A 22,953-nucleotide genomic window follows, 5' to 3' on the forward strand; every position below is an offset into this window, starting at 1 on the left:
GGCCCGAAGGGCCATCGCTTTTAGGGGCGCGGGGCTGTGCTGAACATGCGGCTACCGCCGCGTGGGCGCGAGAAGCCCCACTCACCCGCACCCGCCGACGGACCCCGCATCCCAGTAGGCGCCCGGCGAAACTCCGTAGGACCATGGCCCCATGCTCTTCGCCCGGCTCGCCCGCGTGTCGCAAGAGATCGCCGCCACCTCGGCCCGGTCCCGCAAGACCACCCTGCTCGCCGACCTCTTCCGGGACGCCGCCCCGGAGGAGGTACCGATCGTCATCCCCTACCTCGCGGGCCGCCTCCCCCAGGGCAGGCTCGGCATCGGCTGGAAGCTCCTGAGCCGGCGGATTCCCCCGGCCGCCGACGCCGCCCTCACGGTCCACGAGGTCGACGCCCGTCTGACGGCGATCGGCCGCACCACCGGCCCCGGCTCACAGGTGCAACGCACCCGCCTGGTCGGCGAGTTGCTGGCCGCGGCCACCGAGGACGAGCAGCGCTATCTCGTCGGTCTGCTCACGGGTGAGGTCCGCCAGGGCGCCCTGGAGGCCGTGGCCGTGGAGGGCCTGGCCGGCGCCACCGGGGCGCCCGCCGCCGACGTACGGCGGGCGGTGATGCTGGCGGGCTCGCTCCAGACCGTCGCACAGGCCCTGCTGGCACAGGGGCCGTCGGCCCTCGGCGGGTTCCGGCTCACCGTCGGCCGGCCGGTCCTGCCGATGCTGGCGCACAGCGCCCCCTCCGTCGCCGAGGCCGTGGCGAAACTGGGCGGCTGCGCGGTCGAGGAGAAACTCGACGGCATCCGTGTCCAGGTCCACCGCGACGGCGACGACGTACGCCTCTACACCCGCACCCTGGACGACATCACCGACCGGCTACCCGAACTCACCGCTGCCGCACGGGAGTTGCCGGGCGAGCGGTTCATCCTGGACGGCGAGGTGATCGCGTTCGACGGGACCGGCCGCCCACGCTCCTTCCAGGAGACCGCCGGACGGGTCGGTTCACGGCTGGACGTGACGACGGCGGCCGAGCAGGTGCCCGTCTCCCCCGTCTTCTTCGACGCGCTGTCCGTGGACGGCCAGGACCTCCTGGACCTGCCCCTCACCGACCGTCACACCGCGCTGGCCGGTCTCGTCCCCGAGCCGATGCGGGTCCGCCGCACCCTGGTGACCGGCCCCGACGACCTGCCCGCCGCGGAACGCTTCCTCGCCGACACCCTGGAACGCGGCCACGAGGGCGTCGTGCTCAAGGCCCTCGACGCCCCCTACAGCGCGGGCCGGCGCGGGGCGTCCTGGCTGAAGGTCAAGCCCGTGCACACCCTCGATCTGGTGGTCCTGGCCGCCGAGTGGGGCCACGGCCGCCGCACGGGCAGGCTCTCCAATCTCCACCTAGGCGCCCGCACCGCCGACGGTTCCTTCGCCATGCTCGGCAAGACGTTCAAGGGGCTGACGGACGCCCTGCTGGCCTGGCAGACCGAACGGCTGACGGCGCTGGCCGTGGAGGAGCACGGCTGGGGCGTGACCGTACGCCCCGAACTCGTCGTCGAGATCGCCTACGACGGTCTGCAGCGCTCCACCCGCTACCCGGCCGGTGTCACCCTCCGCTTCGCCCGCGTGATCCGCTATCGGGAGGACAAGACCCCCGCCGAAGCCGATACGGTCGAGACCCTGCTCGCCGCACACCCCGAGGTGACGCGTTGACCACCCCCAAGCGCAGTGCCGGTCTGCTGCTGCACCGCCGCACCGAGCACGGCGTCGAGGTGCTGCTCGGCCATATGGGCGGCCCGTTCTTCGCGCACAAGGACGCGGGCGCGTGGAGCGTGCCCAAGGGCGAGTACGAGCCGGACGAACCGGCGTGGGACGCCGCCCGCCGGGAGTTCCAGGAGGAGCTGGGGCTGGCGCCGCCCGACGGGGAGGCCGTACCGCTGGGCGAGGTGCGGCAGAAGAACGGCAAGCTCGTCACGGCCTGGGCGATCGAGGCGGACCTCGACCCGGCGACCGTCGTGCCGGGCACCTTCCGTATGGAGTGGCCGCCGAGGTCGGGACAGATCCAGGAGTTCCCGGAGCTGGACCGCGTGGAGTGGCTCACCGTGGAGCGGGCGCGGGCCGTGATCGTGCCGGCGCAGGCGGAGTTTCTCGACCGTCTCCTGGAGCACTCGGCCTGAGTCCGCGTTGCGGCGTGCGCCGTCGCGCGGGAAGGTCGAAGGACAGCCCACGCAGGAGGCCCCCCATGCCCATCGCCACGGTCAACCCGGCGAACGGCGAGACGCTCAAGACCTACGACGCCCTGGGCGAGGAGGAGATCGAGCGCCGCCTCGCCACCGCCGACACCACGTTCCGCGCGTACCGGACCACGTCCTTCGCGGAGCGTGCCCGGCTGATGCGCCGGGCCGCCGAACTCCTCGACGCGGACGCCGGGGACATCGCCCGGGTGATGACCACCGAGATGGGCAAGCCGGTGAAGCAGGCCCGCGCCGAGGCCGCCAAGTGCGCGAAGGCGATGCGCTGGTACGCCGACCACGCCGAGGTGCTGCTCACCGACGTGGAGCCGTCCGCCGCGGACGTGCGGGACTCGGGCGCGTCCCGTGCCCTGGTGCGCTACCGGCCGCTCGGCCCGGTGCTCGCCGTGATGCCGTGGAACTTCCCGCTCTGGCAGGTGATCCGCTTCGCCGCGCCCGCCCTGATGGCCGGCAACGTGGGCCTGCTGAAGCACGCCTCCAACGTCCCGCAGACCGCCCTCTACCTGGAGGACCTCTTCCTCCGGGCGGGCTTCCCCGAGGGCTGCTTCCAGACCCTGCTGGTCGGCTCCGGCGCCGTCGAGGACATCCTGCGCGACCCGCGGGTCAAGGCCGCCACCCTCACCGGCAGCGAGCCCGCCGGCCGGGCCGTCGCCTCGGTCGCCGGGGACGAGGTCAAGAAGACGGTCCTGGAACTGGGCGGCAGCGACCCGTACGTGGTGATGCCGTCCGCCGACGTCGACCGGGCGGCGGAGATCGCGGTGACGGCACGGACGCAGAACAACGGGCAGTCCTGCATCGCCGCCAAGCGGTTCATCGTGCACGCCGACGTGTACGACGCGTTCGCCGAGCGGTTCGTGGCGGGCATGAAGGCGCTGAGGGTCGGCGACCCGCTGAAGGAGGAGACGGACATCGGCCCGCTCTCCACCGAGCGGGGCCGCGCCGATCTGGAGGAACTCGTCGACGAGGCCGTGGAGAGCGGCGCCACGGTGCTGTGCGGCGCCGAACGCCCCGACGGGCCGGGCTGGTTCTACCCGCCGACCGTCCTCGCCGACATCACCCCCGAGATGCGTGTCCACCACGAGGAGGCGTTCGGCCCGGTCGCCACGCTGTACCGGGTGGCCGACCTCGACGAAGCGGTCGCGATCGCCAACGACACGCCCTTCGGGCTCAGCTCCAACGTATGGACGCGGGACGCCGCCGAGGTCGACCGTTTCGTCCGGGACCTCGACGCCGGCGCGGTCTACGTCAACGGGATGACCGCCTCCCACCCGGCGTTCCCGTTCGGCGGGGTCAAACGATCCGGTTACGGGCGTGAGCTGTCCGGACACGGAATCCGGGAGTTCTGCAACATCACCACCGTGTGGCACGGGGCGTGAGCGTTCCGCGGCTACCATCCCCGTTGTGAACCGCGAAGTGACTCTGCCTCTGATCGTCGACGACCGCGGGACCTTGCAGGTGTCCGCCGCCGAAGTGAGCAAGCTGCTGCGGACGGTGGGCGGGCGGTGGCTGCACCTGGTGGAGGCGGGCGAGGAACTCGACGAGGACACGGTCGCGACGCTGACGATCGAGCTGGCGAAGCTGGCGGACCGGATCGATGTGGCGTGCATCGCGCACAGCAGTGGGAGTGCCTCCGGCTAGTGCCGCGGCAGGCAACGTTTGCCCGTCAAGGAGCGGCGTCCGGTGCGTGCTCTCGGCGTGCCGGGTGCGAGCCCTCGTACTGGATGTACTTGGGCTTGTGCCCGGTGCGGCGGTGGGGGCCCCTCCCGCTCGAGCGAAGCCGAGAGTGGGGGGAGCGTGCCGGGCGTCGCGACGGGGCGAACGTTGCCTGTCGCGGCACTAGGGGCCGCTTCCAGGTCGTCGGCCGGCTGCGGGTCGTTCGTGGTCGCTCGCGCAGTTCCCCGCGCCCCCGACGGGGCGCGTCCTCAGAGGCGCGCCAAAGTGGTCCAGAACATCGACTCGTAGCTCTCGAGCAGTCGGCCGTGGCCGTCGGCCACGTCCTCGTCGATGCGGTCGGCGTCCAGGGCGGCCTGTAACGCCGCCCTCGCCCGCTCCGCCAGTTCCGGTGCCGGCTCGGCGAAGAAGTCGAAGAAGCCGCAGGCCTCGTCGGTGAAGCCGTACCGGTCGCGCAGGGCCCGGGCGATCGTCGCGCAATAGCCGCCCCAGGAAGCGAAGTTGGCGCTCAGGGCGAGCACCACGTCGGCCGGGGCCGCGCCCAGGGCGAGCCGGGCGACGTACGACGGATACGCCTGGCAGCCCGGCAGCGGCTCGTAGGCCGCCGCCCGCTTCTCGTCCACCCCGCACGCCTCCGCGAGCGCCCCGAGCCGCCCCGCCGCCACCGCCTCCCCCTCCGCGAGCATCTCGAAGAAGGGGGCGCTCGCCGGTTCCCCGGCCGCCGACCGCACGGCCAGATGGCGGAAGGAGAGCAGATCCGCGGCGATCACCAGCCGCTGCTCCATCGCGAGCGCGGCGAGCGTGTCGAGCCCGGCCGCGCCGGAGGCGATGAGGGGCAGCAGTGGATTGGCACCGGGTCCCGGGGCGAGCCGTGCGGCGGTGGCTTCCAGCACTTCTCCGGCCGTACGTGTCATCGAGCACTCCCGTCGGGTTCACCTGTCGTCACCGCTGGTCAGCGGCCCGTGGCCCGGCCGGACAGCCGCCCCTCGGCGCTACCGGATCGGCATCCCCGACAGGGTCCGGGCGATCACCAGCCGCTGCACCTCACTCGTACCCTCGAAGATGGTGTAGATAGCCGCGTCCCGGTGCATCCGCTCGACCGGGTACTCCCGGGTGTATCCGTTGCCGCCCAGTATCTGGATGGCCTGCGCGGTCACCTTCTTCGCCGTCTCGCTCGCGAACAGCTTCGACTGGGAGCCCTCGGCCGCGGTGAACGGCCGGCCGTTGATCGCCATCCAGGACGCCCGCCACACCAGGAGCCGCGCCGCGTCGACGGAGGTCCGCATGTCGGCGAGCTGGAAGGCGACGCCCTGGTTGTCGATGATGGGGCGGCCGAACTGCTCACGGGTCTTGGCGTAGTCGAGGGCCACCTCGTACGCGGCACGGGCGGTGCCCACCGCCATGGCGCCCACGGCCGGGCGGGACGCCTCGAACGTGGCCATCGCCGCGTTCTTCACGCGCTCGCCACCGCTCTTCGCCCGCTCATGGGCCCGCGCCAGGCGCTCGTCGAGCTTCTCCTTGCCGCCGAGGAGGCAGGAGCCGGGGACGCGGGCGTCCTCCAGGACGACCTCGGCGGTGTGGGAGGCGCGGATGCCGTGCTTCTTGAACTTCTGGCCCTGGGACAGGCCGGGCGTGTTCGGCGGGACGATGAAGGACGCGTGGCCCTTGGAGCCCAGTTCGGGGTCGACCACGGCGACGACGACATGGACGTTGGCGATGCCGCCGTTGGTCGCCCAGGTCTTGGTGCCGTTGAGGACCCACTCGTCCTTGGCCTCGTCGTACACCGCGCGCGTGCGCATGGAGGCCACGTCGGAGCCGGCGTCGGGCTCGGAGGAGCAGAACGCGGCGACCTTGACGTCGTTGGCGTCGCCGTACATCTGGGGGATCCAGGTGCCGATCTGCTCCTCGGTGCCGTTGGCGAGGACGCCCACGGCGGCGAGGCCGGTGCCGACGATGGACAGGGCGATGCCCGCGTCGCCCCAGAAGAGCTCCTCCATGGCCATGGGGATGCCGAGGCCGGTGGGGTCGAAGTACTGCTGGGCGTAGAAGTCCAGGGAGTAGATGCCGACCTTGGCGGCCTCCTGGATCACCGGCCAGGGGGTCTCCTCGCGCTCGTCCCACTCGGCGGCCGCGGGGCGAATGACATCGGCGGCGAATCCGTGGAGCCAGTCGCGGACCTCTCGCTGTTCCTCGTTGAGTTCCATGGTGAACTCGGCCATGACGCGCCTCCAGCACTGCACTAAGATGTTACCTGCGGTAACTGCGAGTCTGTTACCGGTCGGTAGGAAAAGTCAACTCCCGGGGCGCACCCGGTAGCCCGTTCGACCCGTTCGATCGGGTCGTGCCAATCAGTGTTAGTTTGCGCAAGGCGTCACCGTCATCAGTATTTGGGGGAGAGACTCATGGACACCACGCAGCGGACCGACCAGGAGCGGTCCGCCGACCGCCGTCGGCGCGAGCTGCTGGAGGCCGCGGACCGGGTCGTGCTCCGTGACGGCCCCGGAGCGTCGATGAACGCCATCGCCGCCGAGGCCGGCATCACCAAGCCGATCCTCTACCGCCATTTCGGTGACAAGGGCGGACTGTACGCCGCCCTCGCCCAGCGCCACACGGACGCCCTCCTCGACTCGCTGCGGGCCGCGCTGGACGCCCCGGCGGAGCGCCGCGAGCGCGTCGAGGCGACCCTCGACACCTATCTGGCGGCCATCGAGGCCCGCCCCCAGGTGTACCGCTTCCTGATGCACCCGGCGGAGGGCGGCCAGCCCGCCGACCAGGGCTTCGACGTCGGCAGGCACTCGGCCCCCCTGCTGCGCCGCATGGGCGAGGAACTCGGCAAGGTCATAGAGGACCGCCTCGACCTCGGCCCCGACAGCCGTCTGCTGTCACGTGTATGGGGCCACGGCATCGTCGGCATGATGCACGCGGCCGGCGACTGGTGGCTCAACGAACGCCCCCTCTCCAGGGCCGAGTTGGTCCGCAGCCTCGCCGACCTCCTCTGGGGCCGTCTGGCAGCGGCGGGCGACAAGGTGGGCAGCCCGGGCTTCTAGAGGGTTCCTTGTCGCAGGGGCCGGGGACAAGCGCCCCTGAAAGGGGCGCGGGGCTGTATCGATATGCGGCTCCGCCGCGTGGGCGCGAGAACCCCCACCGCACGCGCACCCGCCGACGGACTCACGCCCCCCACGACGCCCGGGCGACCTTCCGCATCAGCCGAGACCGCCGCCACCCCGACAGCCGGTCCGCATACACCCGGCCCTCAAGGTGATCGCACTCGTGCTGAAGACACCGCGCGAAGAACCCGCTCCCCGACACCCGCACCCGGTCCCCGTCCACCGTGAACCCCTCCACCACGGCCTCGTCGTACCGCTCCACCCCCGCCTCCAGGCCGGGCAGGGACAGACAACCCTCGGGCCCGCGCAGTACGATCCCCTCGGTCGAGACCAGCCGGGGATTGACCACATGCCCGAGATGACGGACGTCCTCGTCGTCCGGACAGTCGTACACGAACACCCGGAGCCCCCGGCCCACCTGGTTCGCGGCCAGCCCCACCCCCCGCGCGTCGTACATCGTCGCGAACATGTCCTCCACAAGCCGCACCAGTTCGGGCCCGAACTCCGTCACGTCTTCACAAGGCGCCTGCAATACGGGGTCCCCGAGCAGTGTCATGGGGAGAACGCGCCCTCGGGCGCCGGGAATCGAGCCGTTTCGCATGGCCGCAAGAGTACGTTCCCACCCGATTTGGCCGGGCCGGCGGGTGCAACGCACCCGTCGAGATTCGGGCGCGTGAGTGGATCTCGATAGGCTTTGGTCCACACGTTGCCGGGACTGGGCGCGGCGCTGTACGCAAGGAGGATCGAGAACTGATGGCAGGCAACTCGGACCCGCTCACGCCGCGGGCCAAGCTGGCCGTGACGGCGGGCAAGGCGGTCGCGGCGGCATCGCGTGCCGCTGGACGCGGTAGCGGATCTGTGATCGGTGGCCGGGTGGCACTGAAACTCGACCCCGACCTCCTCGCCCGGCTCGCACAGAGCCTGGACGTCGTCCTGGTCTCCGCCACCAACGGCAAGACCACCACGACCCGGCTGATCGCCGAGGCACTGCGCGCGGCGGGCGAGGTCGTCTCGAACGCGCTCGGCGCCAACATGCCCGCGGGCATCACCTCGGCGCTCGCCGGGAACTCGGACGCCAAGTTCGCGGTCATCGAGGTCGACGAGAAGTACCTCGCCGGTGTCGCGCGGGACACCGACCCCAAGTGCATCGCACTGCTCAACCTCTCCCGCGACCAGCTCGACCGTGCCGCCGAGACCCGCATGATGGCGGAGGCGTGGCGGGAGGGCCTGGCCGGCACCAAGGCCGTCGTGGTGGCCAACTGCGACGACCCGCTGATCGTGTGGGCGGCCTCGTCGTCGCCGAACGTGATCTGGGTCGCGGTCGGCCAGATGTGGAAGGACGACGCCTGGTCCTGCCCGTCCTGCGGCGGTGTGATGCAGCGCCCCGGCGACGACTGGTTCTGCGGCGAGTGCGGTTTCCGCCGCCCGACGCCGAGCTGGGCGCTCTCCGGCGACCACGTCCTCGACCCGCACGGCTCGGCCTGGCCGATCCACCTCCAGCTGCCGGGCCGCGCCAACAAGGCGAACGCCGCCTCGTCGGCCGCCACCGCCGCCGTCTTCGGGGTGCCCCCGCAGGTCGCCCTGGAACGGATGTACCAGGTGCAGGCGGTGGCCGGGCGGTACGACGTGGTGCAGTTCATGCAGCGCGATCTGCGGCTGCTGCTCGCCAAGAACCCGGCGGGCTGGCTGGAGACGTTCTCGCTGATCGACCCGCCGCCGTCGCCGGTGATCCTGTCGGTGAACGCGCGCGGCGCCGACGGCACGGACACCTCGTGGCTGTGGGACGTGGACTACACCCGGCTGACCGGCCACCCGATCTTCGTGCTGGGCGACCGCAAGCTCGACCTCGCGGTACGTCTGGAGGTGGCGAACCAGCACTTCCAGGTCTGCGACACCCTCGACCAGGCGGTGCAGATGTGCCCGCCCGGCCGGATCGAGGTCATCGCCAACTACACCGCGTTCCAGGACCTGCGCCGCCGCGTGGGCAACTGAGCACCCGGCCACGAACGACCATGAACGACTCTGAGGGGCACTGACTTCATGAGCGACAACAGTCTGCGGGTCGTCTGGGTCTACCCGGACCTGCTCAGCACCTACGGCGACCAGGGCAACGTCCTCGTCGTCGAGCGCCGGGCGCGCCAGCGCGGCCTGGACGTGGCCCGGCTGGACGTGCGCAGCGACCAGCCGATCCCGACCTCCGGCGACATCTATCTGATCGGCGGCGGCGAGGACCGGCCGCAGCGGCTGGCGGCCGAGCGGCTGCGCCGGGACCGGCATCTGTACCAGGCGGTGAACAACGGGGCGATCGTCTTCGCGGTCTGCGCCGGGTACCAGATCCTCGGCCACGAGTTCGTCAACGACCTCGGTCAGCGTGAGCCGGGCCTCGGTCTGCTCGACGTGACGACGACCCGTGGCGAGGGCGAGCGGTGTGTCGGCGACGTCCTCGCGGACATCGACCCGCGCCTCGGGCTGCCCCAGCTGACCGGGTTCGAGAACCACCAGGGCGTCACCCACCTCGGCCCCACCGCCCGCCCGCTGGCGAACGTACGGCTCGGCAAGGGCAACGGCACGGGCGACGGCACGGAGGGCGCGTACAACGACACCGTGTTCGGTACGTACATGCACGGGCCGGTGCTGGCGCGGAACCCGCAGATCGCGGACCTGCTGCTGAAGCTGGCGCTGGATGTGAACGCGCTGCCGCCGACCGACGACCGCTGGTTCGAGGCGCTGCGCGACGAGCGCATCTCGGCGGCGACACAGCCCGCGTAACGCGCCGCGCGAGCCGGGCCGGGGAGCCTGAGAAACGGTTCCTCAGTGCCCGGACGAAAGCCCGTACGACACCGCCCCCGCTCATGTGTGACAGCCCGTCTGACCAGGGCTCCGCTCACCTGTGCGGGGGCGTCCAGCAGGCGGACGCCCGCTACGGGAGGGGCCCCCGCCGCCGGTAGGGTGGCGGCGTTTCCAGCCGGACAGAGCGGTCCGGTCCCCGGCCCACGTCGAGAAGGTATTCGGGCTATGCGCATTGGTGTCCTCACGTCCGGCGGCGACTGCCCCGGGCTGAACGCCGTCATCCGGTCCGTCGTGCACCGCGCCGTCGTCGACCACGGCGACGAGGTCATCGGCTTCCGGGACGGCTGGAAGGGTCTCCTGGAGGGCGACTACCTCAAGCTCGACCTGGACGCGGTGGCGGGCATCCTGGCCCGCGGCGGCACGATCCTCGGCTCCTCCCGCGTCCAGCCCTCGCATCTGCGCGACGGGGTGGCGCGGGCCAAGGGCCATGTCGAGGAGCTGGGTCTCGACGCGATCATCCCCATCGGCGGTGAGGGCACGCTCAAGGCGGCCCGGCTGATGTCCGACAGCGGCCTGCCGGTCGTCGGTGTGCCGAAGACCATCGACAACGACATCGCGGTCACGGACGTCACCTTCGGCTTCGACACGGCCGTGGGTGTCGCCACCGAGGCCCTGGACCGGCTGAAGACCACCGCCGAGTCCCACCAGCGGGTCCTGGTCGTGGAGGTCATGGGCCGCCACACCGGCTGGATCGCGCTCCACTCCGGCATGGCGGCCGGCGCGCACGCCATCGTCGTCCCCGAACGGCCCTTCGACATCGAGGAGCTGGCCGCGCGGGTCGGCGAGCGGTTCGCGGCGGGCAAGCGGTTCGCGATCGTCGTCGCGGCGGAGGGGGCCAAGCCGAAGGCCGGGTCGATGGAGTTCGACGAGGGCGGCAAGGACATCTACGGGCACGAGCGGTTCGCCGGGATCGCCCGGCAGCTCTCCATCGAGCTGGAGCAGCGCCTCGGGAAGGAGGCGCGGCCGGTGATCCTCGGGCATGTGCAGCGGGGCGGTACGCCGACCGCGTACGACCGGGTGCTGGCGACGCGGTTCGGGTGGCACGCGGTGGAGGCCGTGCACCGGGGTGAGTTCGGCAACATGACCGCGCTGCGGGGGACGGACATCGTGATGGTGCCGCTCGCGGAGGCGGTGGAGACGCTGAAGACGGTGCCTTCGGAGAGGTATGCCGAGGCGGAGTGTGTGCTGTGAGTTGCGACTAGGAGCTCGGTCCAGCGGGTGGGTCGTCGGCTGCGGGTGGGTCGTGGCTTGTCGCGCAGTTCCCCGCGCCCCTTCGTGCTTGCCCCCGGTCATGATCGTGGCCGGGGGCGGTTCTAGTCTGGGGGCGGACGTACAGCGCTCAACCCCCATGAAACAGGAGCCGGCGGATGGATCACAGCGGGCACGGGACGGGGCTCTTGCCCTTCACTCTCGGGCGAGGGCTCTCGTGGTCGGCGGATCCGTTCTTCCTGATCGCCTGCCTGCTGGGCCTCGGGCTCTACGCCTGGGGCGTCGTGCGGCTGGTGCGGCGCGGCGACAAGTGGCCCGTCGGGCGGACCGTCGCGTTCGTCGTGGGTGTGCTGCTGGTGATGCTGGTGACATGCACCGGGCTGAACGACTACGGCATGGTCATGTTCAGCGTGCACATGGTGCAGCACATGGTGATCAGCATGCTGGCGCCGATCGTGCTGCTCCTCGGGGCGCCGGTCACCCTGGCGTTGCGGGCGCTGCCGGTGGCGGGGAAGGGGCGGAAGGGGCCGCGTGAGCTGCTGATGATGTTCCTGCACAGCTGGTACATGAAGATCGTCACGCATCCGGCGTTCACGATCCCGATGTTCATCGCGAGCCTGTACGGGCTGTACTTCACGCCGTTGTTCGACTTCCTGATGGGGTCGACGCCGGGGCACATCGTGATGATGACGCACTTCCTGCTGGTCGGACTGTTCTTCTTCTGGCCGATCATGGGCGTCGACCCGGGTCCGCACCGCCCCGGCTATCTGATGCGGATGCTGGAACTGTTCGCGGGCATGCCGTTCCACGCGTTCTTCGGCATCGCGCTGATGATGGCGTCCGCGCCGATGGTCAGGACGTACGAGAACCCGCCCGCCTCCCTCGGCATCGACGCGCTCGCCGACCAGAACGCGGCCGGCGGCATCGCCTGGGCGTTCAGCGAGATCCCCTCGGTGCTCGTCCTGCTCGCACTGCTCTTCCAGTGGTACGGCTCCGAGCAGCGGCAGGCCAAGCGCCAGGACCGCGCGGCCGACCGGGACGGCGACAAGGAACTGGAGGCGTACAACGCCTATCTCGCCTCACTCGACGCACGCAGCCGCTGAGCCTCATTCCCTTTCCCTCTTTCCCCCTTTCTCTTTTTCTTTTTCCTTGGCCGCGAGGCTTTGCCCTTAAGTAGCATGTCGGGTGAGCCCCGCTTCGGCGCCGCGGGGTGACGGGGAAAACCGCTGGGGGGAGCGGTCATGACAATTCATACAGGCTTGCGAACATGCCTGCTTCTGGTGGGCGTGCTGCTTCTCGGCGGGTGCGGCGACTCGGCCCCCTCACTGCTCGCGGTGAAGGCGGTGGCGGCGGGGGTTCCGTCCCTCGCCCCCTTCTTCGACGAGGGGGAACGGCTGGGCAGGGACGAGACCGACCTCCGTTCCCTGCGGCCGCACAGCGGTCTCCAGCAGGGCAACACCCCTGGTCTGTATGGGGGCACACAGAAACCGAAGATCTGTGACGTGGGCAAGCTGGAGGATTTCCTCACCGCCCACGAAAACAAGAAAAAGGCTCAGGAATGGGCCCGGATCGTCGGTATCGAGGTCGACGGCATCGAACGTTATCTTGACGAACTCACACCCGTTCTCCTGCGTCACGACACCCTCGTGAAGAACCACGACTACAAGAAGGGCAGGGCCGTCCCCTTCGACGCGTTGCTGGAAGCCGGTATCGCGGTTCTGGTCGACGATCAGGGCTTGCCCGCCGTGAAGTGCAGCTGCGGAAATCCGCTGCGCGCGTTCGACGAGAACCCCGAGCGCATCAAGGTGGAATTCGCCGGCGATCACAAGAGGTGGAGGGGCTACGCCGAGTCCCGGGTGATCGTCGTCAAGCCCGCTCCGGAGCGGCTGAAGGAGATCAAGCTCATCGATGTCGAGGACCCGGACCAGGGCATCAGCCGGGAGGTCGGCACCACGGGCGAGTCCGACTCGACGTTCGACACCCGGGTACGGCAGGCCGTCCCGCAGGTGCGCGGGATGACCTTCGACGAGGCGAGCGCGGCCATGGCGGACCAGGGTCTGGCGGTGACCGTCGCCGGAGACCGGCTGCCACCGGGTGACGCCCAGGTGACCGGGTCGAGCCCCGGGGCGGGTGCCGAGCTGGACTTCGGGGCGGCGGTGGCACTGCGTGTGGAGTGGCCGGGCGAGATCTCGGAGCCGTCCGAACCGTCCGAACCGTCGGATCCGGGGGACGGCACCGGCGGCTCGGGGGCCGGATCAGGGCCCGGTTCGCCTTCGGAGACGGAGGGTTCACCGAACGGCGGCTCCTCGTCCGGAGCATCGTCGCCTTCCAAGCCGTCCGAACCGTCCAAGCCGTCCGAGCCGCCCCAGGGGTCCGGGCCGTCCGAGCCGTCCGGGAGCGACTCGGCGCCGGCGGACCGTGACCCGCCCCCGTCCGGCGGGGGCTCCTCCCCGGCGGACGACGGGTCGTCACCCACCGAGGCGGCCCCTCCCCCGTCGACAGGCGGCACCTCCCTCGCGCCGACACCGTCCAAGTCCTCCGAGCGGCCGTCGCCGGACCCCGACCCCACCCCGCCGGGCGACAGCGGTCCGCCCGCCGGCACCCCGACGACGAGCGCTCCCCCGAGTGAACCCGTCGAGGAACCGCCCCAGTTCATGTGGATCTGATGGATCCGACACATCTGATGAACCCGACGGATCCGGAATCCGGGAGTGACCGATGCAGTCAGGAGCACCGCGTTCGGGAGTCGGCCGGGTCATCGCCGACCGCTATCTCCTGCTGAACCGGCTGGGCAGCGGCGGTATGGGCCATGTCTGGCTGGCCCATGACCGGCAGCTGGACTGCGAGGTGGCGCTCAAGGAGATCGTGTTCCGCGATCCGGGCGAGGCCGAGCGGGAGCGCACGGCCCGGGTGGCCCGCGCCCGAGCCGAGGCCCGGCACGCCGCCGGACTGCGCCACCATCCGCACGTGGTCACCGTGCACGACGTCCTGGAGCACGACGAACTGCCGTGGATCGTCATGGAGTACGTGCCCGGCGCCCTCGATCTGAAGGCCCTCGTCACGCGGCGGGGCGCCCTCGCGCCCGCCGAGTGCGCCCGGATCGGGCTCTGTGTACTGGACGCGCTGACCGCCGGGCACGAGCGCGGCGTCATGCACCGGGACGTCAAGCCGGCCAACATCCTGCTCGCCCCGGACCGCACCGGATCGCCGTACGCGCGGGTGCTCCTCACCGACTACGGCATCTCGGTCCAGCCCGACACCCAGGAGACCCGGTACACCCGGACGCACGTCCTGGTCGGCACCGCCGGATATCTGGCGCCCGAGCGGGCGCAGGGCGGGCCGCCGACCGCCGCGTCCGACCTGTTCTCGCTGGGCTGCACGCTCTACCACGCCGTCGAGGGGTACGGGCCCTTCGACCGTGACACGGAGATCGCCGCGCTGACCGCCGCCGTCCTGGAGGAGCCGCGGCCCATGCTGCGCGCGGGCGCGCTGGAGCCCGTCCTGGCGACCATGCTCGCCAAGGACCCCGTACGCCGGATCACCGCCGCCGGGACCGAGGCGGCGCTCTCCGCGATCGTCACCCCCCAGGCCCACCCCCGCACCGAACCGGACCTGGGGTCGCAGCCGCACTGGGCGAGCGAGCCCACGCACACGGCGGAGCGCGAGTTCCTCGCCGCGCGGGCGCCCCACGGGACACCGTGGCAGGCGCCGACGCCCGCGCCGGAGCCCGCCCCGGCCCGGCCGGTGCCCGCGACCGGTGTGCGCCCCCGCCGGCATCGCGGCCGGGCCCTGCTCGCCGGTATGGCCACCACCCTCGGGCTCGCCCTGGTGGTCGGCGGGATCTGGTGGGCCATGGGGAACATCAGGGAACTGCCGAGGGGTCTGGGCGGCAGCGGCGACACCCTGAGCACGGAGCTGCCGTACGGGCGGACCGTGGGGCTGACCGAGCCGCTGCGGGACGGCGACTGTGTGGACGTGACCTGGACCGGCGCTCCCTTCACGGACGCCGCCGAGCTGCGGATCGTGCCCGGGTGCGAGGGGCCCGCGATGGACGGACAGGTGATGACCTCCTTCGAGGTGCCGTCCGCCGAGGACGCCCGGACGGCCGGTGCCGCCCGCTGCGAGCAGCTCACGGTCGAGGCCCGCGAGAAGCTCGCGGACGTCCGGACCTACGCCGTCCTGCCGACCGACGACGGCTTCGACACCGCCGGCCGTCGGGTCGCCTGTCTGCTGCTGGGCACCCGCAGGCCGGTGTACGGGCCGATCGGCGACTACCGGACGACGGGCTCCACGGTGCTCGTCGACGTGGCCACCCTGCAGAAACAGGACTGCCTCGACCCGGTCTCCGGCAACAGGATCAGGCTGGTCTCCTGCCGGGACCGCCACCGGCAGAAGGTGCTCGGTTTCCACCGGATGAGCCCCGGGACGACGTACGAGGAAGCCCAGGACCAGGCGCTCGACGCCTGCCGGGAGAACCTGCCGCCGCAGCAGTACGGCTATGAGCCCTCACTGACCGGGTCCGGTTTCTGGATCAGCGAGGACGGCTGGAAAAAAGGCGCACATTTTGTCGTCTGCACTGTCATTTCCGGTAGTGGAGGCACCATGGAGGGAGAAGAAGCCTGAGAAGGGGTGTTGCGATGCCCGGTTCGACGAAGGCCATGGGGGTGCTCACCGTCGGTGGGCTGGTCGCGGTGACGGCCTACTCGGTGGCGCTAGGCAGCAATGGCTGGCTGTGGTTCGGATGGGTCGTCCTGGGTCTGCTGACCCTGGGGATGGTGGCGGCGCGTACCTGAGGCCCGTGCCCGGCGCCCCTCAGGCCCGCGGAATTCCCCCGTCCGGGTGTACGCCCGGCTGGTACTTCGGCAGCCGGGCGGTGATCTTCATGCCCGCGCCGACCGCGGTCTCGATGACGAGGCCGTGGTCGTCGCCGTACACCTGGCGCAGCCGCTCGTCGACATTGCTCAGGCCGATGCCGCCCGAGGGGCTGGTCTCGCCGGAGAGGATACGGCGCAGCACCTCGGGCTCCATGCCGACGCCGTCGTCCTCGATGACGACGAGTGCCTCGGCGCCCGCGTCCTGGGCGGTGATGCTGATGTGGCTCTTGGCCGCGGCGTGCACCGTACGGCCTTCGAGGCCGTGCTTCACCGCGTTCTCCACGAGGGGCTGGAGGCAGAGGAAGGGCAGGGTGACCGGCAGGACCTCGGGGGCTATCTGGAGTGTGACCGAGAGCCGGTCGCCGAAGCGGGCCCGGACCAGCGCCAAGTAGTGGTCGATGGCGTGCAGTTCGTCGGCGAGGGTGGTGAAGTCGCCGTGCTTGCGGAACGAGTAGCGGGTGAAGTCGGCGAACTCCAGGAGGAGTTCACGGGCGCGCTCGGGGTCGGTGCGGACGAACGAGGCGATCACCGCGAGCGAGTTGAAGATGAAGTGCGGGGAGATCTGGGCGCGCAGGGCCTTGATCTCGGCCTCTATCAGGCGGGTGCGGGACTGGTCGAGGTCGGCCAGTTCGAGCTGGACCGAGACCCAGCGGGCGACCTCGCCGGCGGCCCGGACGAGGACGGCGGACTCCCGGGGTGCGCAGGCGACGAGCGCGCCGTGCACGCGGTCGTCGACCGTGAGGGGCGCGACGACGGCCCAGCGCACCGGGCAGTCGAGGATGTCGCAGGTCAGCGGGAAGGCCTCGCCGCGGCCGGTCTCCAGGGGGCCCGCCAGCCGTCCCATGATCTCGGCGCGATGGTGCTCCGCCACGCCCTCCCAGGCGAGGACCGACTCGTGGTCGGTGAGGCAGAGGGCGTCCGTGCCGAGCAGGGTGCGCAGCCGTTTGGCGGATCTGCGGGCCGTCTCCTCGGTGAGTCCGGCGCGCAGCGGGGGCGCGGCGAGGGTGGCGGTGTGCAGGGTCTGGAAGGTGGCGTGCTCGACGGGGGTGCCGAGGCCGCCCAGGCTGTTGCGCGGGCGGGCGGTACGTCGGCCGAGCCAGAATCCGGCGGCGAGCAGCGGCAGTACGGCCACGAAGACCCCCGCGAGGAAGCCGGTCACCTCGGCGCTCATCGCTCACCTCTCGCCATGGGCACACCACTCGCGGCCCGGGGGTTGTCGTGCTCCGCCCCTGTCGTTCCGGTCCTCACCGCCGCCACAGTTCGACCTCCTTGGTCGCCTCGCGGGTCCGGCCGCCGACGAGTTCCTCGGGGAGGTGGAAGCGGGCCAGGATCGCCGGAGTGTCGGGCGGGACCTTGCCGGGGGTGGCCAGGGACACCAGGACCATCGTGAGGAAGCCGAGCGGTACGGACCAGAGGGCGGGCCAGGCCAGCAGGGCGTGCAGGGTGCCGGTGCCGGGGTATCCGGCCATGGTCGCGGCGACCGCGAGGAGGGCCGCTCCGCCGCCGACGATCATGCCGGCGGCGGCGCCCGGCGGGGTCAGGCGCCGCCACCAGATGCCGAGGACGAGCAGCGGGCAGAACGAGGAGGCGGACACGGCGAAGGCGAGGCCGACCGCGTCGGCGACGGGCAGCCCGCCGACCAGGCCGCTCGCGGCGAGCGGTACGGCCATGGCGAGGACCGTGCCGAGCCGGAAGTGCCGTACGCCCCGGGCGGGCAGCACGTCCTGGGTGAGGACGCCCGCGACCGCCATGGTCAGCCCCGACGCGGTGGACAGGAACGCGGCGAAGGCACCGCCCGCGACCAGCGCGCCGAGCAGGTCGCCGCCGAGGCCGCCGATCATGCGGTCCGGGAGGAGCAGGACGGCCGCGTCGGCGTCTCCGGTGAGGGTGAGGTCGGGGGCGTAGATCCTGCCGAGGGCCCCGTAGAGCGGGGGCAGGAGGTAGAAGAGGCCGATCATGCCGAGGACGACGACGGTGGTGCGGCGGGCGGCGACGCCGTGCGGGCTGGTGTAGAAGCGGACGACGACGTGGGGCAGGCCCATGGTGCCGAGGAAGGTGGCGAGGATCAGCCCGTAGGTGGCGTACAGGGGGCGTTCCTCGCGGCCCGCGGCGAGGGAGGTGGACATGCCGCCGTTGGTGCCGCGGTCGGCGACGGGGACGGTGTCGCCCTCGGTGAAGGTCAGCCGGGTGCCCCGGTCGATGCGGTGGGTGCCGGTGGGCAGGTCGACGCGCCGGTCGTCGTAGCGGCGGCCGTCGATGGTGCCGGAGGCGGTGACGGTCAGGGGGCTCTCCAGCTTCAGGTCGAGGGTCTCGTCGACGCGGACGACGCGTTGTTCGCGGAACCGGGCGGGTTCGTCGAAGGCGTGGCGCGGGGCGCCGTCGCCCTGCCAGGCGAGGACGAGGAAGAGCGCGGGGACGAGCAGGGCGGTGAGTTTGAGCCAGTACTGGAAGGCCTGGACGAAGGTGATGCTGCGCATGCCGCCGGCGGCCACCGTGGCGGCGACCACGACGGCGACGATGACCCCGCCCAGCCACTCGGGGGCGTCGGTGAGGACGTTCAGCGTCAGTCCCGCGCCCTGGAGCTGGGGCAGCAGATAGAGCCAGCCCACGCCGACGACGAAGGCCCCCGCGAGCCGTCGTACGGTCTTGGAGGCGAGCCGGGCCTCCGCGAAGTCCGGCAGGGTGTAGGCGCCGGAGCGGCGCAGCGGGGCGGCGACGAACAGCAGGAGGACGAGGTAGCCGGCGGTGTAGCCGACCGGGTACCAGAGCATGTCGGGGCCCTGGACGAGGACGAGGCCGGCGATGCCGAGGAAGGAGGCGGCGGAGAGGTACTCGCCGCTGATCGCGGCGGCGTTGAGGCGGGGGCCCACCGTGCGGGAGGCCACGTAGAAGTCGGAGGTGGTGCGGGAGATGCGCAGGCCGAAGGCGCCGACGAAGACGGTCGCCACGACGACGAGGGCGACGGCGGGGACGGCGTAGTTCTCGTTCACGGGTTCTCTGCTTCCGTCGCCTCAGCGGTCCTCGACGAGGCGGACGAGGTCCTGCTCGTTGCGCTCGGCGCGGCGTACGTGCCAGTAGGCGAGGAGCACCAGGGGCGGGTAGACGCCGAAGCCGAGGAGGGCCCATTCCAGGCCGGCGCCGTCCGGCATCGCGGCGAAGACCAGGGGCAGCGGGGCGACCAGCAGCACCAGGACCGTGAACACGGCGAGGGCGGCGCGGAGTTGGCTGCGCATCAGGGAGCGGACGTAGGTGTGGCCGAGGGTGGTCTGTTCGTCGATCTCGGTGCGGGGGCGCTGGTGGTGGCCGGTGGTGCGGCGGGTGCGCCGGGGCACCCCGGTGACGACGACGCGGCGTTCGGCACGGCGTTCGGTGGCACGGTCGGTGGGGTCGTTCGGCATGGCGCTCCTCAGCCCGTGGTCCGGCGCATCAGCAGATCGCGCAGTTCACGGGCGTGACGGCGGCTGACCTGGAGTTCCACGGGGCCGACGAGGACGCTGACCGTGCCCGCGTCCAGGCGGAGTTCACCGACGTGCCGCAGGGCGACGAGATGGCGGCGGTGGATGCGGACGAACCCGCGTGCGCGCCAGCGCTCTTCGAGGGTGGACAGCGGGATGCGGACGAGGTGGCTGCCCTGGGGGGTGTGCAGTCGGGCGTAGTCGCCCTGGGCCTCGACGTGGGTGATGTCGTCGACGGCGACGAAGCGGGTCACCCCGCCGAGCTCGACGGGGATGTGGTCGGGGTCGGGTTCGTGGACCGGTATCGGCGGGGCCGGGGCGGTGGGGGCCTCGCGGAGCTGGGCGGCCCGGCGTATCGCCTCGGCGAGGCGTTCGCGGCGGACGGGCTTGAGGACGTAGTCGACGGCCTTGAGGTCGAAGGCCTGGACGGCGAAGCCCTCGTGCGCGGTGACGAAGACGACGAGCGGGGGCCGGGCGAAGCCGGTGAGGAGACGGGCGAGGTCGAGGCCGTCGAGTCCGGCCATGTGGATGTCGAGGAAGACGACGTCGATCGCCTCGGGCCCGTCGGGGCCGGACTCCAGGGCACGGTTGATCCGCCGCAGCGCCTCGGTGGCGTCGTTGGCGCCCTCGGCGCTGCCGACCCGTGGATCCGCGTTCAGCAGGTACAGCAGTTCCTCCAGGGAGGGTTTCTCGTCATCGACGGCGAGCGCGCGCAGCATGAACGTGGAGTGTAGGAGCAATTCGTACGCCTGCACACGGGCGCGCGCCGGAGGCTTCGCGCCAGGGGCCGTGAGCCCCCTCGCTGGATACAGTGCCCGCATGAGCAGCAAGTCCGCGGCGTTCGACGAACTCGACCGCAAGATCATCACGGCGTTGATGGCGAACGCGAGGACCAGCTTCGCCGAGATCGGCTCGGACATCGGTCTTTCGGCCACCGCGGTCAAGAGACGGGTGGACCGGCTGCGGGAGACCGAGGTCATCACCGGCTTCACGGCCACGGTGCAGCCGGCCGCGCTCGGCTGGCGCACCGAGGCGTACGTGGAGGTGTACTGCGAGGGCGCGGCGCCGCCCCGGCGGCTGGCGGAGGTGGTGCGCAACCATCCGGAGATCACCGCGGCGATGACGGTGACCGGCGGCGCGGACGCGCTGCTGCATGTGCGGGCGGTCGACGTGGAGCATTTCGAGGAGGTGCTGGAGCGGATCCGCACCGAGCCGTTCATCCGGAAGACGATCAGTTACATGGTGCTGTCGCATCTGCTGCCGGAGGCTCCGGAGGCCGGAGCGACACAGGACGCAGCGAACGTGCGTTGAGCCGGATTTATACGCAGCATTACTGCGCGAACACGCAACGTTTGTTTCTTGTCGTGCGCCTGGCTTGATTCCTACCGTGGTGTCATCCCAGCCGACACTCGCAGGAAGCGGAGAAACCCTCTGTGCCCGACAGCCGTGTGCCGCGCCTTCGGCGCTTTCTCGTCTGTGAACCCAGACACTTCGCCGTGCAGTACTCGATCAACCCCTGGATGCATCCGGACGCCCCCGTGGACGTCGATCTGGCCCAGGACCAGTGGCAGGAGCTGATCCGCGCCTACCGGACCCACGGCCACACCGTGGACAGCGTGGAGCCGGTGGCGGCGCTGCCCGACATGGTGTTCGCGGCCAACTGCGCGCTCGTCCTCGGCGGCCGGGTCCTCGGCTCGCTGTTCCACGCGCCCGAGCGGCGCCCCGAGTCCACCGCCTACGACGCCTGGTTCAAGACAGCCGGGTACGAGGTGCTGCGCTCCGAGTCGGTGTGCGAGGGAGAGGGCGACCTGGTGCCCACCGGCCGCTATCTGCTCGCCGGGACCGGCTTCCGCACCACCCGTGAGGCCCATCGCCAGGCGCAGGAGTTCTTCGGCGTCCCCGTGATCAGCCTCCAGCTGGTGGACCCGCGCTTCTACCATCTGGACACCGCGCTGTTCGTCCTCGACGACGGCGGCGACGGCTCCCCCGGGAACATCGCGTACTACCCGGAGGCCTTCTCCCCCGGCAGCCGCGCGGTCCTCGCCCGGCTCTACCCGGACGCGGTGATCGCGACCCGCGAGGACGCCATGGCCTTCGGTCTGAACTCGGTGTCCGACGGCCGCCATGTGTTCATCTCGCCCCGCGCCAAGGAACTCGCCGACCAGCTCGACCGGCAGGGCTACGTCCCCGTCCCCGTCGACCTGTCGGAGTTCCAGAAGGCCGGCGGCGGCATCAAGTGCGTCACCCAGGAGATCCGCCCGTGACCCGCACGACCTCGGAGGTCCACTCATGACCGCCCCCGTCCACACGCGTTCGTCGGCCGACCTCATCCGCGCCGAGGAGCCCGTCCTCGCGCACAACTACCACCCGCTGCCCGTGGTCGTCGCCCGCGCCGAGGGCGCGTGGGTCGAGGACGTCGAGGGCCGCCGCTATCTGGACATGCTGGCCGGCTACTCCGCCCTCAACTTCGGCCACCGCCACCCGGCCCTGATCGAGGCCGCGCACCGCCAGCTGGACACGCTCACCCTGACCTCGCGGGCCTTCCACAACGACCGCCTCGCCGAGTTCGCCGAGTCCCTGGCCGCGCTGACCGGCCTCGACATGGTGCTGCCGATGAACACGGGCGCCGAGGCCGTGGAGAGCGCCATCAAGGTGGCCCGCAAGTGGGCGTACGAGGTGAAGGGCGTCCCCGCCGACCGGGCCACCGTCGTCGTCGCCGCCGACAACTTCCACGGCCGTACGACGACGATCGTCAGCTTCTCCACGGACCCGGTGGCCCGGGACGGCTTCGGCCCGTTCACGCCCGGCTTCCGGGTGGTGCCGTACAACGACCTCGCCGCGCTGGAGGCGGCGATCGACGAGACCACGGCCGCGGTGCTGATCGAGCCCATCCAGGGCGAGGCGGGGGTGCTGATCCCGGACGACGGCTATCTGCGCGGGGTCCGTGAGCTGACCCGCCGCACGGGCTGTCTGTTCATCGCGGACGAGATCCAGTCGGGCCTCGGCCGCACCGGCCGCACCCTGGCCGTCGAGCACGAGGACGTCCTGCCCGACGCCGTGCTGCTCGGCAAGGCGCTCGGCGGCGGCATCGTGCCGGTGTCCGCGGTGGTGGCCCGCCGCGAGGTGCTGTCGGTCCTGCGGCCCGGCGAGCACGGGTCGACGTTCGGCGGCAACCCCCTCGCGGCGGCGGTCGGCTCGGCGGTGGTCGAGCTGCTGCGCACCGGGGAGTTCCAGCGCCGGGCCACCGACCTGGGCGGCACCCTGCGCGACGGGCTCACCGAACTGGTCGGCCGGGGTGTCGTGGGCTTCCGGGCGCGCGGCCTGTGGGCGGGCGTCGACATCGACCCCGCGATCGGCACGGGCCGCGAGATCAGCCACCGTCTGATGGACCGGGGCATCCTGGTCAAGGACACCCACGGCTCCACGATCCGCCTGGCCCCGCCCCTGACGATCACGGCGTCGGAACTCCGGTCGGCACTGGAGACCCTGGGGGAGGTCCTGAAGGCGGGCTCCTGAGAGACCTGCTCCTCGCCCACGCGCGACGGCGCCCCGGTGGCA

Annotated in this window: 22 protein-coding genes; 15 read left to right on the forward strand and 7 right to left on the reverse strand. The window is 71.5% G+C overall.

The window, feature by feature from the left end:
• Positions 1–151: 151 nt before the first annotated feature.
• The 4 genes from J8M51_RS10475 (at position 152) to J8M51_RS10490 (ending at position 3,867) form a co-directional block, all read left to right on the forward strand.
• Positions 152–1,690: an ATP-dependent DNA ligase gene (locus tag J8M51_RS10475; protein WP_267299130.1), complete on the forward strand. Its 1,539-nt coding sequence runs from the start codon at positions 152–154 to the stop codon at positions 1,688–1,690.
• Positions 1,687–2,154, forward strand: a complete 468-nt coding sequence (locus J8M51_RS10480; RefSeq protein ID WP_086761885.1) for an NUDIX domain-containing protein — start codon at positions 1,687–1,689, stop codon at positions 2,152–2,154. Before J8M51_RS10475 ends, J8M51_RS10480 begins: the two co-directional genes overlap by 4 nt.
• 65 nt (positions 2,155–2,219) lie before the next feature.
• A complete protein-coding gene (locus J8M51_RS10485; RefSeq protein ID WP_086761887.1) occupies positions 2,220–3,605 on the forward strand; it encodes an NADP-dependent succinic semialdehyde dehydrogenase in 1,386 nt (461 codons plus the stop codon).
• A gap of 25 nt (positions 3,606–3,630) precedes the next feature.
• Positions 3,631–3,867, forward strand: a complete 237-nt coding sequence (locus J8M51_RS10490) for a DUF6213 family protein (protein WP_086761889.1) — start codon at positions 3,631–3,633, stop codon at positions 3,865–3,867.
• 284 nt (positions 3,868–4,151) lie between these two features.
• On the opposite strand, the gene J8M51_RS10495 is transcribed toward J8M51_RS10490, so the two are convergent.
• Both J8M51_RS10495 and J8M51_RS10500 read right to left on the reverse strand, forming a co-directional pair.
• Positions 4,152–4,814: a transcriptional regulator gene (locus J8M51_RS10495; protein ID WP_267299131.1), complete on the reverse strand. Its 663-nt coding sequence runs from the start codon at positions 4,812–4,814 to the stop codon at positions 4,152–4,154.
• A 78-nt stretch (positions 4,815–4,892) separates the two neighbouring features.
• Positions 4,893–6,119 carry an acyl-CoA dehydrogenase family protein gene (locus J8M51_RS10500; protein ID WP_086762206.1) on the reverse strand — a complete coding sequence of 409 codons (1,227 nt, stop codon included), beginning with the start codon at positions 6,117–6,119 and terminating at the stop codon, positions 4,893–4,895.
• 183 nt (positions 6,120–6,302) lie between these two features.
• Here J8M51_RS10500 and J8M51_RS10505 point away from each other — a divergent pair, with 183 nt between their 5' ends.
• Complete coding sequence (locus J8M51_RS10505) at positions 6,303–6,947, forward strand: TetR family transcriptional regulator (protein WP_086762204.1); 645 nt, start codon at positions 6,303–6,305, stop codon at positions 6,945–6,947.
• 121 nt (positions 6,948–7,068) lie between these two features.
• Here the strand turns inward: J8M51_RS10505 and def are convergent, their stop codons facing one another.
• Positions 7,069–7,608 (reverse strand): peptide deformylase, encoded by a 540-nt coding sequence (gene def / locus J8M51_RS10510; RefSeq protein WP_179202901.1) that lies wholly within the window; start codon positions 7,606–7,608, stop codon positions 7,069–7,071.
• A gap of 152 nt (positions 7,609–7,760) precedes the next feature.
• On the opposite strand from def, the gene J8M51_RS10515 reads away from it, so the two are divergent.
• The 7 genes from J8M51_RS10515 (at position 7,761) to J8M51_RS10545 (ending at position 15,859) form a co-directional block, all read left to right on the forward strand.
• The gene (locus tag J8M51_RS10515) at positions 7,761–8,999 is read left to right on the forward strand and encodes a Mur ligase family protein (RefSeq protein ID WP_045562346.1); all 1,239 of its coding nucleotides are present in this window, start codon (positions 7,761–7,763) and stop codon (positions 8,997–8,999) included.
• A gap of 48 nt (positions 9,000–9,047) precedes the next feature.
• A complete protein-coding gene (locus J8M51_RS10520; protein ID WP_086752819.1) occupies positions 9,048–9,776 on the forward strand; it encodes a type 1 glutamine amidotransferase in 729 nt (242 codons plus the stop codon).
• Positions 9,777–10,022: 246 nt separating this feature from the next.
• Positions 10,023–11,048, forward strand: coding sequence for a 6-phosphofructokinase (locus tag J8M51_RS10525; RefSeq protein ID WP_086752821.1), 1,026 nt, complete (start codon positions 10,023–10,025; stop codon positions 11,046–11,048).
• Positions 11,049–11,224: 176 nt separating this feature from the next.
• Entirely contained in the window at positions 11,225–12,169 is a 945-nt protein-coding gene (locus tag J8M51_RS10530; protein WP_086752824.1) for a cytochrome c oxidase assembly protein, read from the forward strand.
• 156 nt (positions 12,170–12,325) lie between these two features.
• The gene (locus J8M51_RS10535) at positions 12,326–13,732 is read left to right on the forward strand and encodes a PASTA domain-containing protein (protein WP_267299132.1); all 1,407 of its coding nucleotides are present in this window, start codon (positions 12,326–12,328) and stop codon (positions 13,730–13,732) included.
• 52 nt (positions 13,733–13,784) lie between these two features.
• Positions 13,785–15,689 carry a protein kinase domain-containing protein gene (locus J8M51_RS10540; RefSeq protein ID WP_267299133.1) on the forward strand — a complete coding sequence of 635 codons (1,905 nt, stop codon included), beginning with the start codon at positions 13,785–13,787 and terminating at the stop codon, positions 15,687–15,689.
• Between the two features lie 14 nt (positions 15,690–15,703).
• A complete protein-coding gene (locus tag J8M51_RS10545) occupies positions 15,704–15,859 on the forward strand; it encodes a hypothetical protein (RefSeq protein ID WP_107473834.1) in 156 nt (51 codons plus the stop codon).
• 19 nt (positions 15,860–15,878) lie between these two features.
• On the opposite strand, the gene J8M51_RS10550 is transcribed toward J8M51_RS10545, so the two are convergent.
• The 4 genes from J8M51_RS10550 to J8M51_RS10565 form a co-directional block, all read right to left on the reverse strand.
• Complete coding sequence (locus tag J8M51_RS10550; RefSeq protein ID WP_086761664.1) at positions 15,879–17,099, reverse strand: sensor histidine kinase; 1,221 nt, start codon at positions 17,097–17,099, stop codon at positions 15,879–15,881.
• An 85-nt stretch (positions 17,100–17,184) separates the two neighbouring features.
• The gene (locus tag J8M51_RS10555; RefSeq protein WP_086761659.1) at positions 17,185–18,930 is read right to left on the reverse strand and encodes a sodium/solute symporter; all 1,746 of its coding nucleotides are present in this window, start codon (positions 18,928–18,930) and stop codon (positions 17,185–17,187) included.
• A gap of 21 nt (positions 18,931–18,951) precedes the next feature.
• Entirely contained in the window at positions 18,952–19,338 is a 387-nt protein-coding gene (locus tag J8M51_RS10560) for a hypothetical protein (RefSeq protein WP_086761657.1), read from the reverse strand.
• 8 nt (positions 19,339–19,346) lie between these two features.
• On the reverse strand, positions 19,347–20,114 hold the full coding sequence (locus J8M51_RS10565; protein ID WP_086761656.1) for a LytR/AlgR family response regulator transcription factor: 768 nt from the start codon (positions 20,112–20,114) through the stop codon (positions 19,347–19,349).
• Between the two features lie 100 nt (positions 20,115–20,214).
• Here J8M51_RS10565 and J8M51_RS10570 point away from each other — a divergent pair, with 100 nt between their 5' ends.
• The 3 genes from J8M51_RS10570 to rocD all read left to right on the forward strand — a co-directional run bounded on the left by J8M51_RS10570 (position 20,215) and on the right by rocD (position 22,911).
• Positions 20,215–20,706, forward strand: a complete 492-nt coding sequence (locus J8M51_RS10570; RefSeq protein WP_086761655.1) for an Lrp/AsnC family transcriptional regulator — start codon at positions 20,215–20,217, stop codon at positions 20,704–20,706.
• 122 nt (positions 20,707–20,828) lie between these two features.
• A complete protein-coding gene (ddaH, locus tag J8M51_RS10575; RefSeq protein WP_086761653.1) occupies positions 20,829–21,659 on the forward strand; it encodes a dimethylargininase in 831 nt (276 codons plus the stop codon).
• 25 nt (positions 21,660–21,684) lie between these two features.
• Positions 21,685–22,911 (forward strand): ornithine--oxo-acid transaminase, encoded by a 1,227-nt coding sequence (rocD, locus tag J8M51_RS10580; protein ID WP_086761651.1) that lies wholly within the window; start codon positions 21,685–21,687, stop codon positions 22,909–22,911.
• Positions 22,912–22,953: the final 42 nt, after the last annotated feature.

The organism is Streptomyces griseiscabiei, assembly GCF_020010925.1.
GTDB lineage: Bacteria > Actinomycetota > Actinomycetes > Streptomycetales > Streptomycetaceae > Streptomyces > Streptomyces griseiscabiei.

Coding starts and splice junctions, on each gene's coding strand:
- def (WP_179202901.1), bottom strand. CDS start 7,608: ATGCGAAACGGCTCGATTCCCGGCGCCCGAGGGCGCGTTCTCCCCATG.
- J8M51_RS10505 (WP_086762204.1), top strand. CDS start 6,303: ATGGACACCACGCAGCGGACCGACCAGGAGCGGTCCGCCGACCGCCGT.
- J8M51_RS10530 (WP_086752824.1), top strand. CDS start 11,225: ATGGATCACAGCGGGCACGGGACGGGGCTCTTGCCCTTCACTCTCGGG.
- J8M51_RS10545 (WP_107473834.1), top strand. CDS start 15,704: ATGCCCGGTTCGACGAAGGCCATGGGGGTGCTCACCGTCGGTGGGCTG.
- J8M51_RS10500 (WP_086762206.1), bottom strand. CDS start 6,119: ATGGCCGAGTTCACCATGGAACTCAACGAGGAACAGCGAGAGGTCCGC.
- rocD (WP_086761651.1), top strand. CDS start 21,685: ATGACCGCCCCCGTCCACACGCGTTCGTCGGCCGACCTCATCCGCGCC.
- J8M51_RS10540 (WP_267299133.1), top strand. CDS start 13,785: ATGCAGTCAGGAGCACCGCGTTCGGGAGTCGGCCGGGTCATCGCCGAC.
- J8M51_RS10520 (WP_086752819.1), top strand. CDS start 9,048: ATGAGCGACAACAGTCTGCGGGTCGTCTGGGTCTACCCGGACCTGCTC.
- J8M51_RS10560 (WP_086761657.1), bottom strand. CDS start 19,338: ATGCCGAACGACCCCACCGACCGTGCCACCGAACGCCGTGCCGAACGC.
- J8M51_RS10565 (WP_086761656.1), bottom strand. CDS start 20,114: ATGCTGCGCGCGCTCGCCGTCGATGACGAGAAACCCTCCCTGGAGGAA.
- J8M51_RS10475 (WP_267299130.1), top strand. CDS start 152: ATGCTCTTCGCCCGGCTCGCCCGCGTGTCGCAAGAGATCGCCGCCACC.
- J8M51_RS10570 (WP_086761655.1), top strand. CDS start 20,215: ATGAGCAGCAAGTCCGCGGCGTTCGACGAACTCGACCGCAAGATCATC.
- J8M51_RS10495 (WP_267299131.1), bottom strand. CDS start 4,814: ATGACACGTACGGCCGGAGAAGTGCTGGAAGCCACCGCCGCACGGCTC.
- J8M51_RS10525 (WP_086752821.1), top strand. CDS start 10,023: ATGCGCATTGGTGTCCTCACGTCCGGCGGCGACTGCCCCGGGCTGAAC.
- J8M51_RS10485 (WP_086761887.1), top strand. CDS start 2,220: ATGCCCATCGCCACGGTCAACCCGGCGAACGGCGAGACGCTCAAGACC.
- J8M51_RS10515 (WP_045562346.1), top strand. CDS start 7,761: ATGGCAGGCAACTCGGACCCGCTCACGCCGCGGGCCAAGCTGGCCGTG.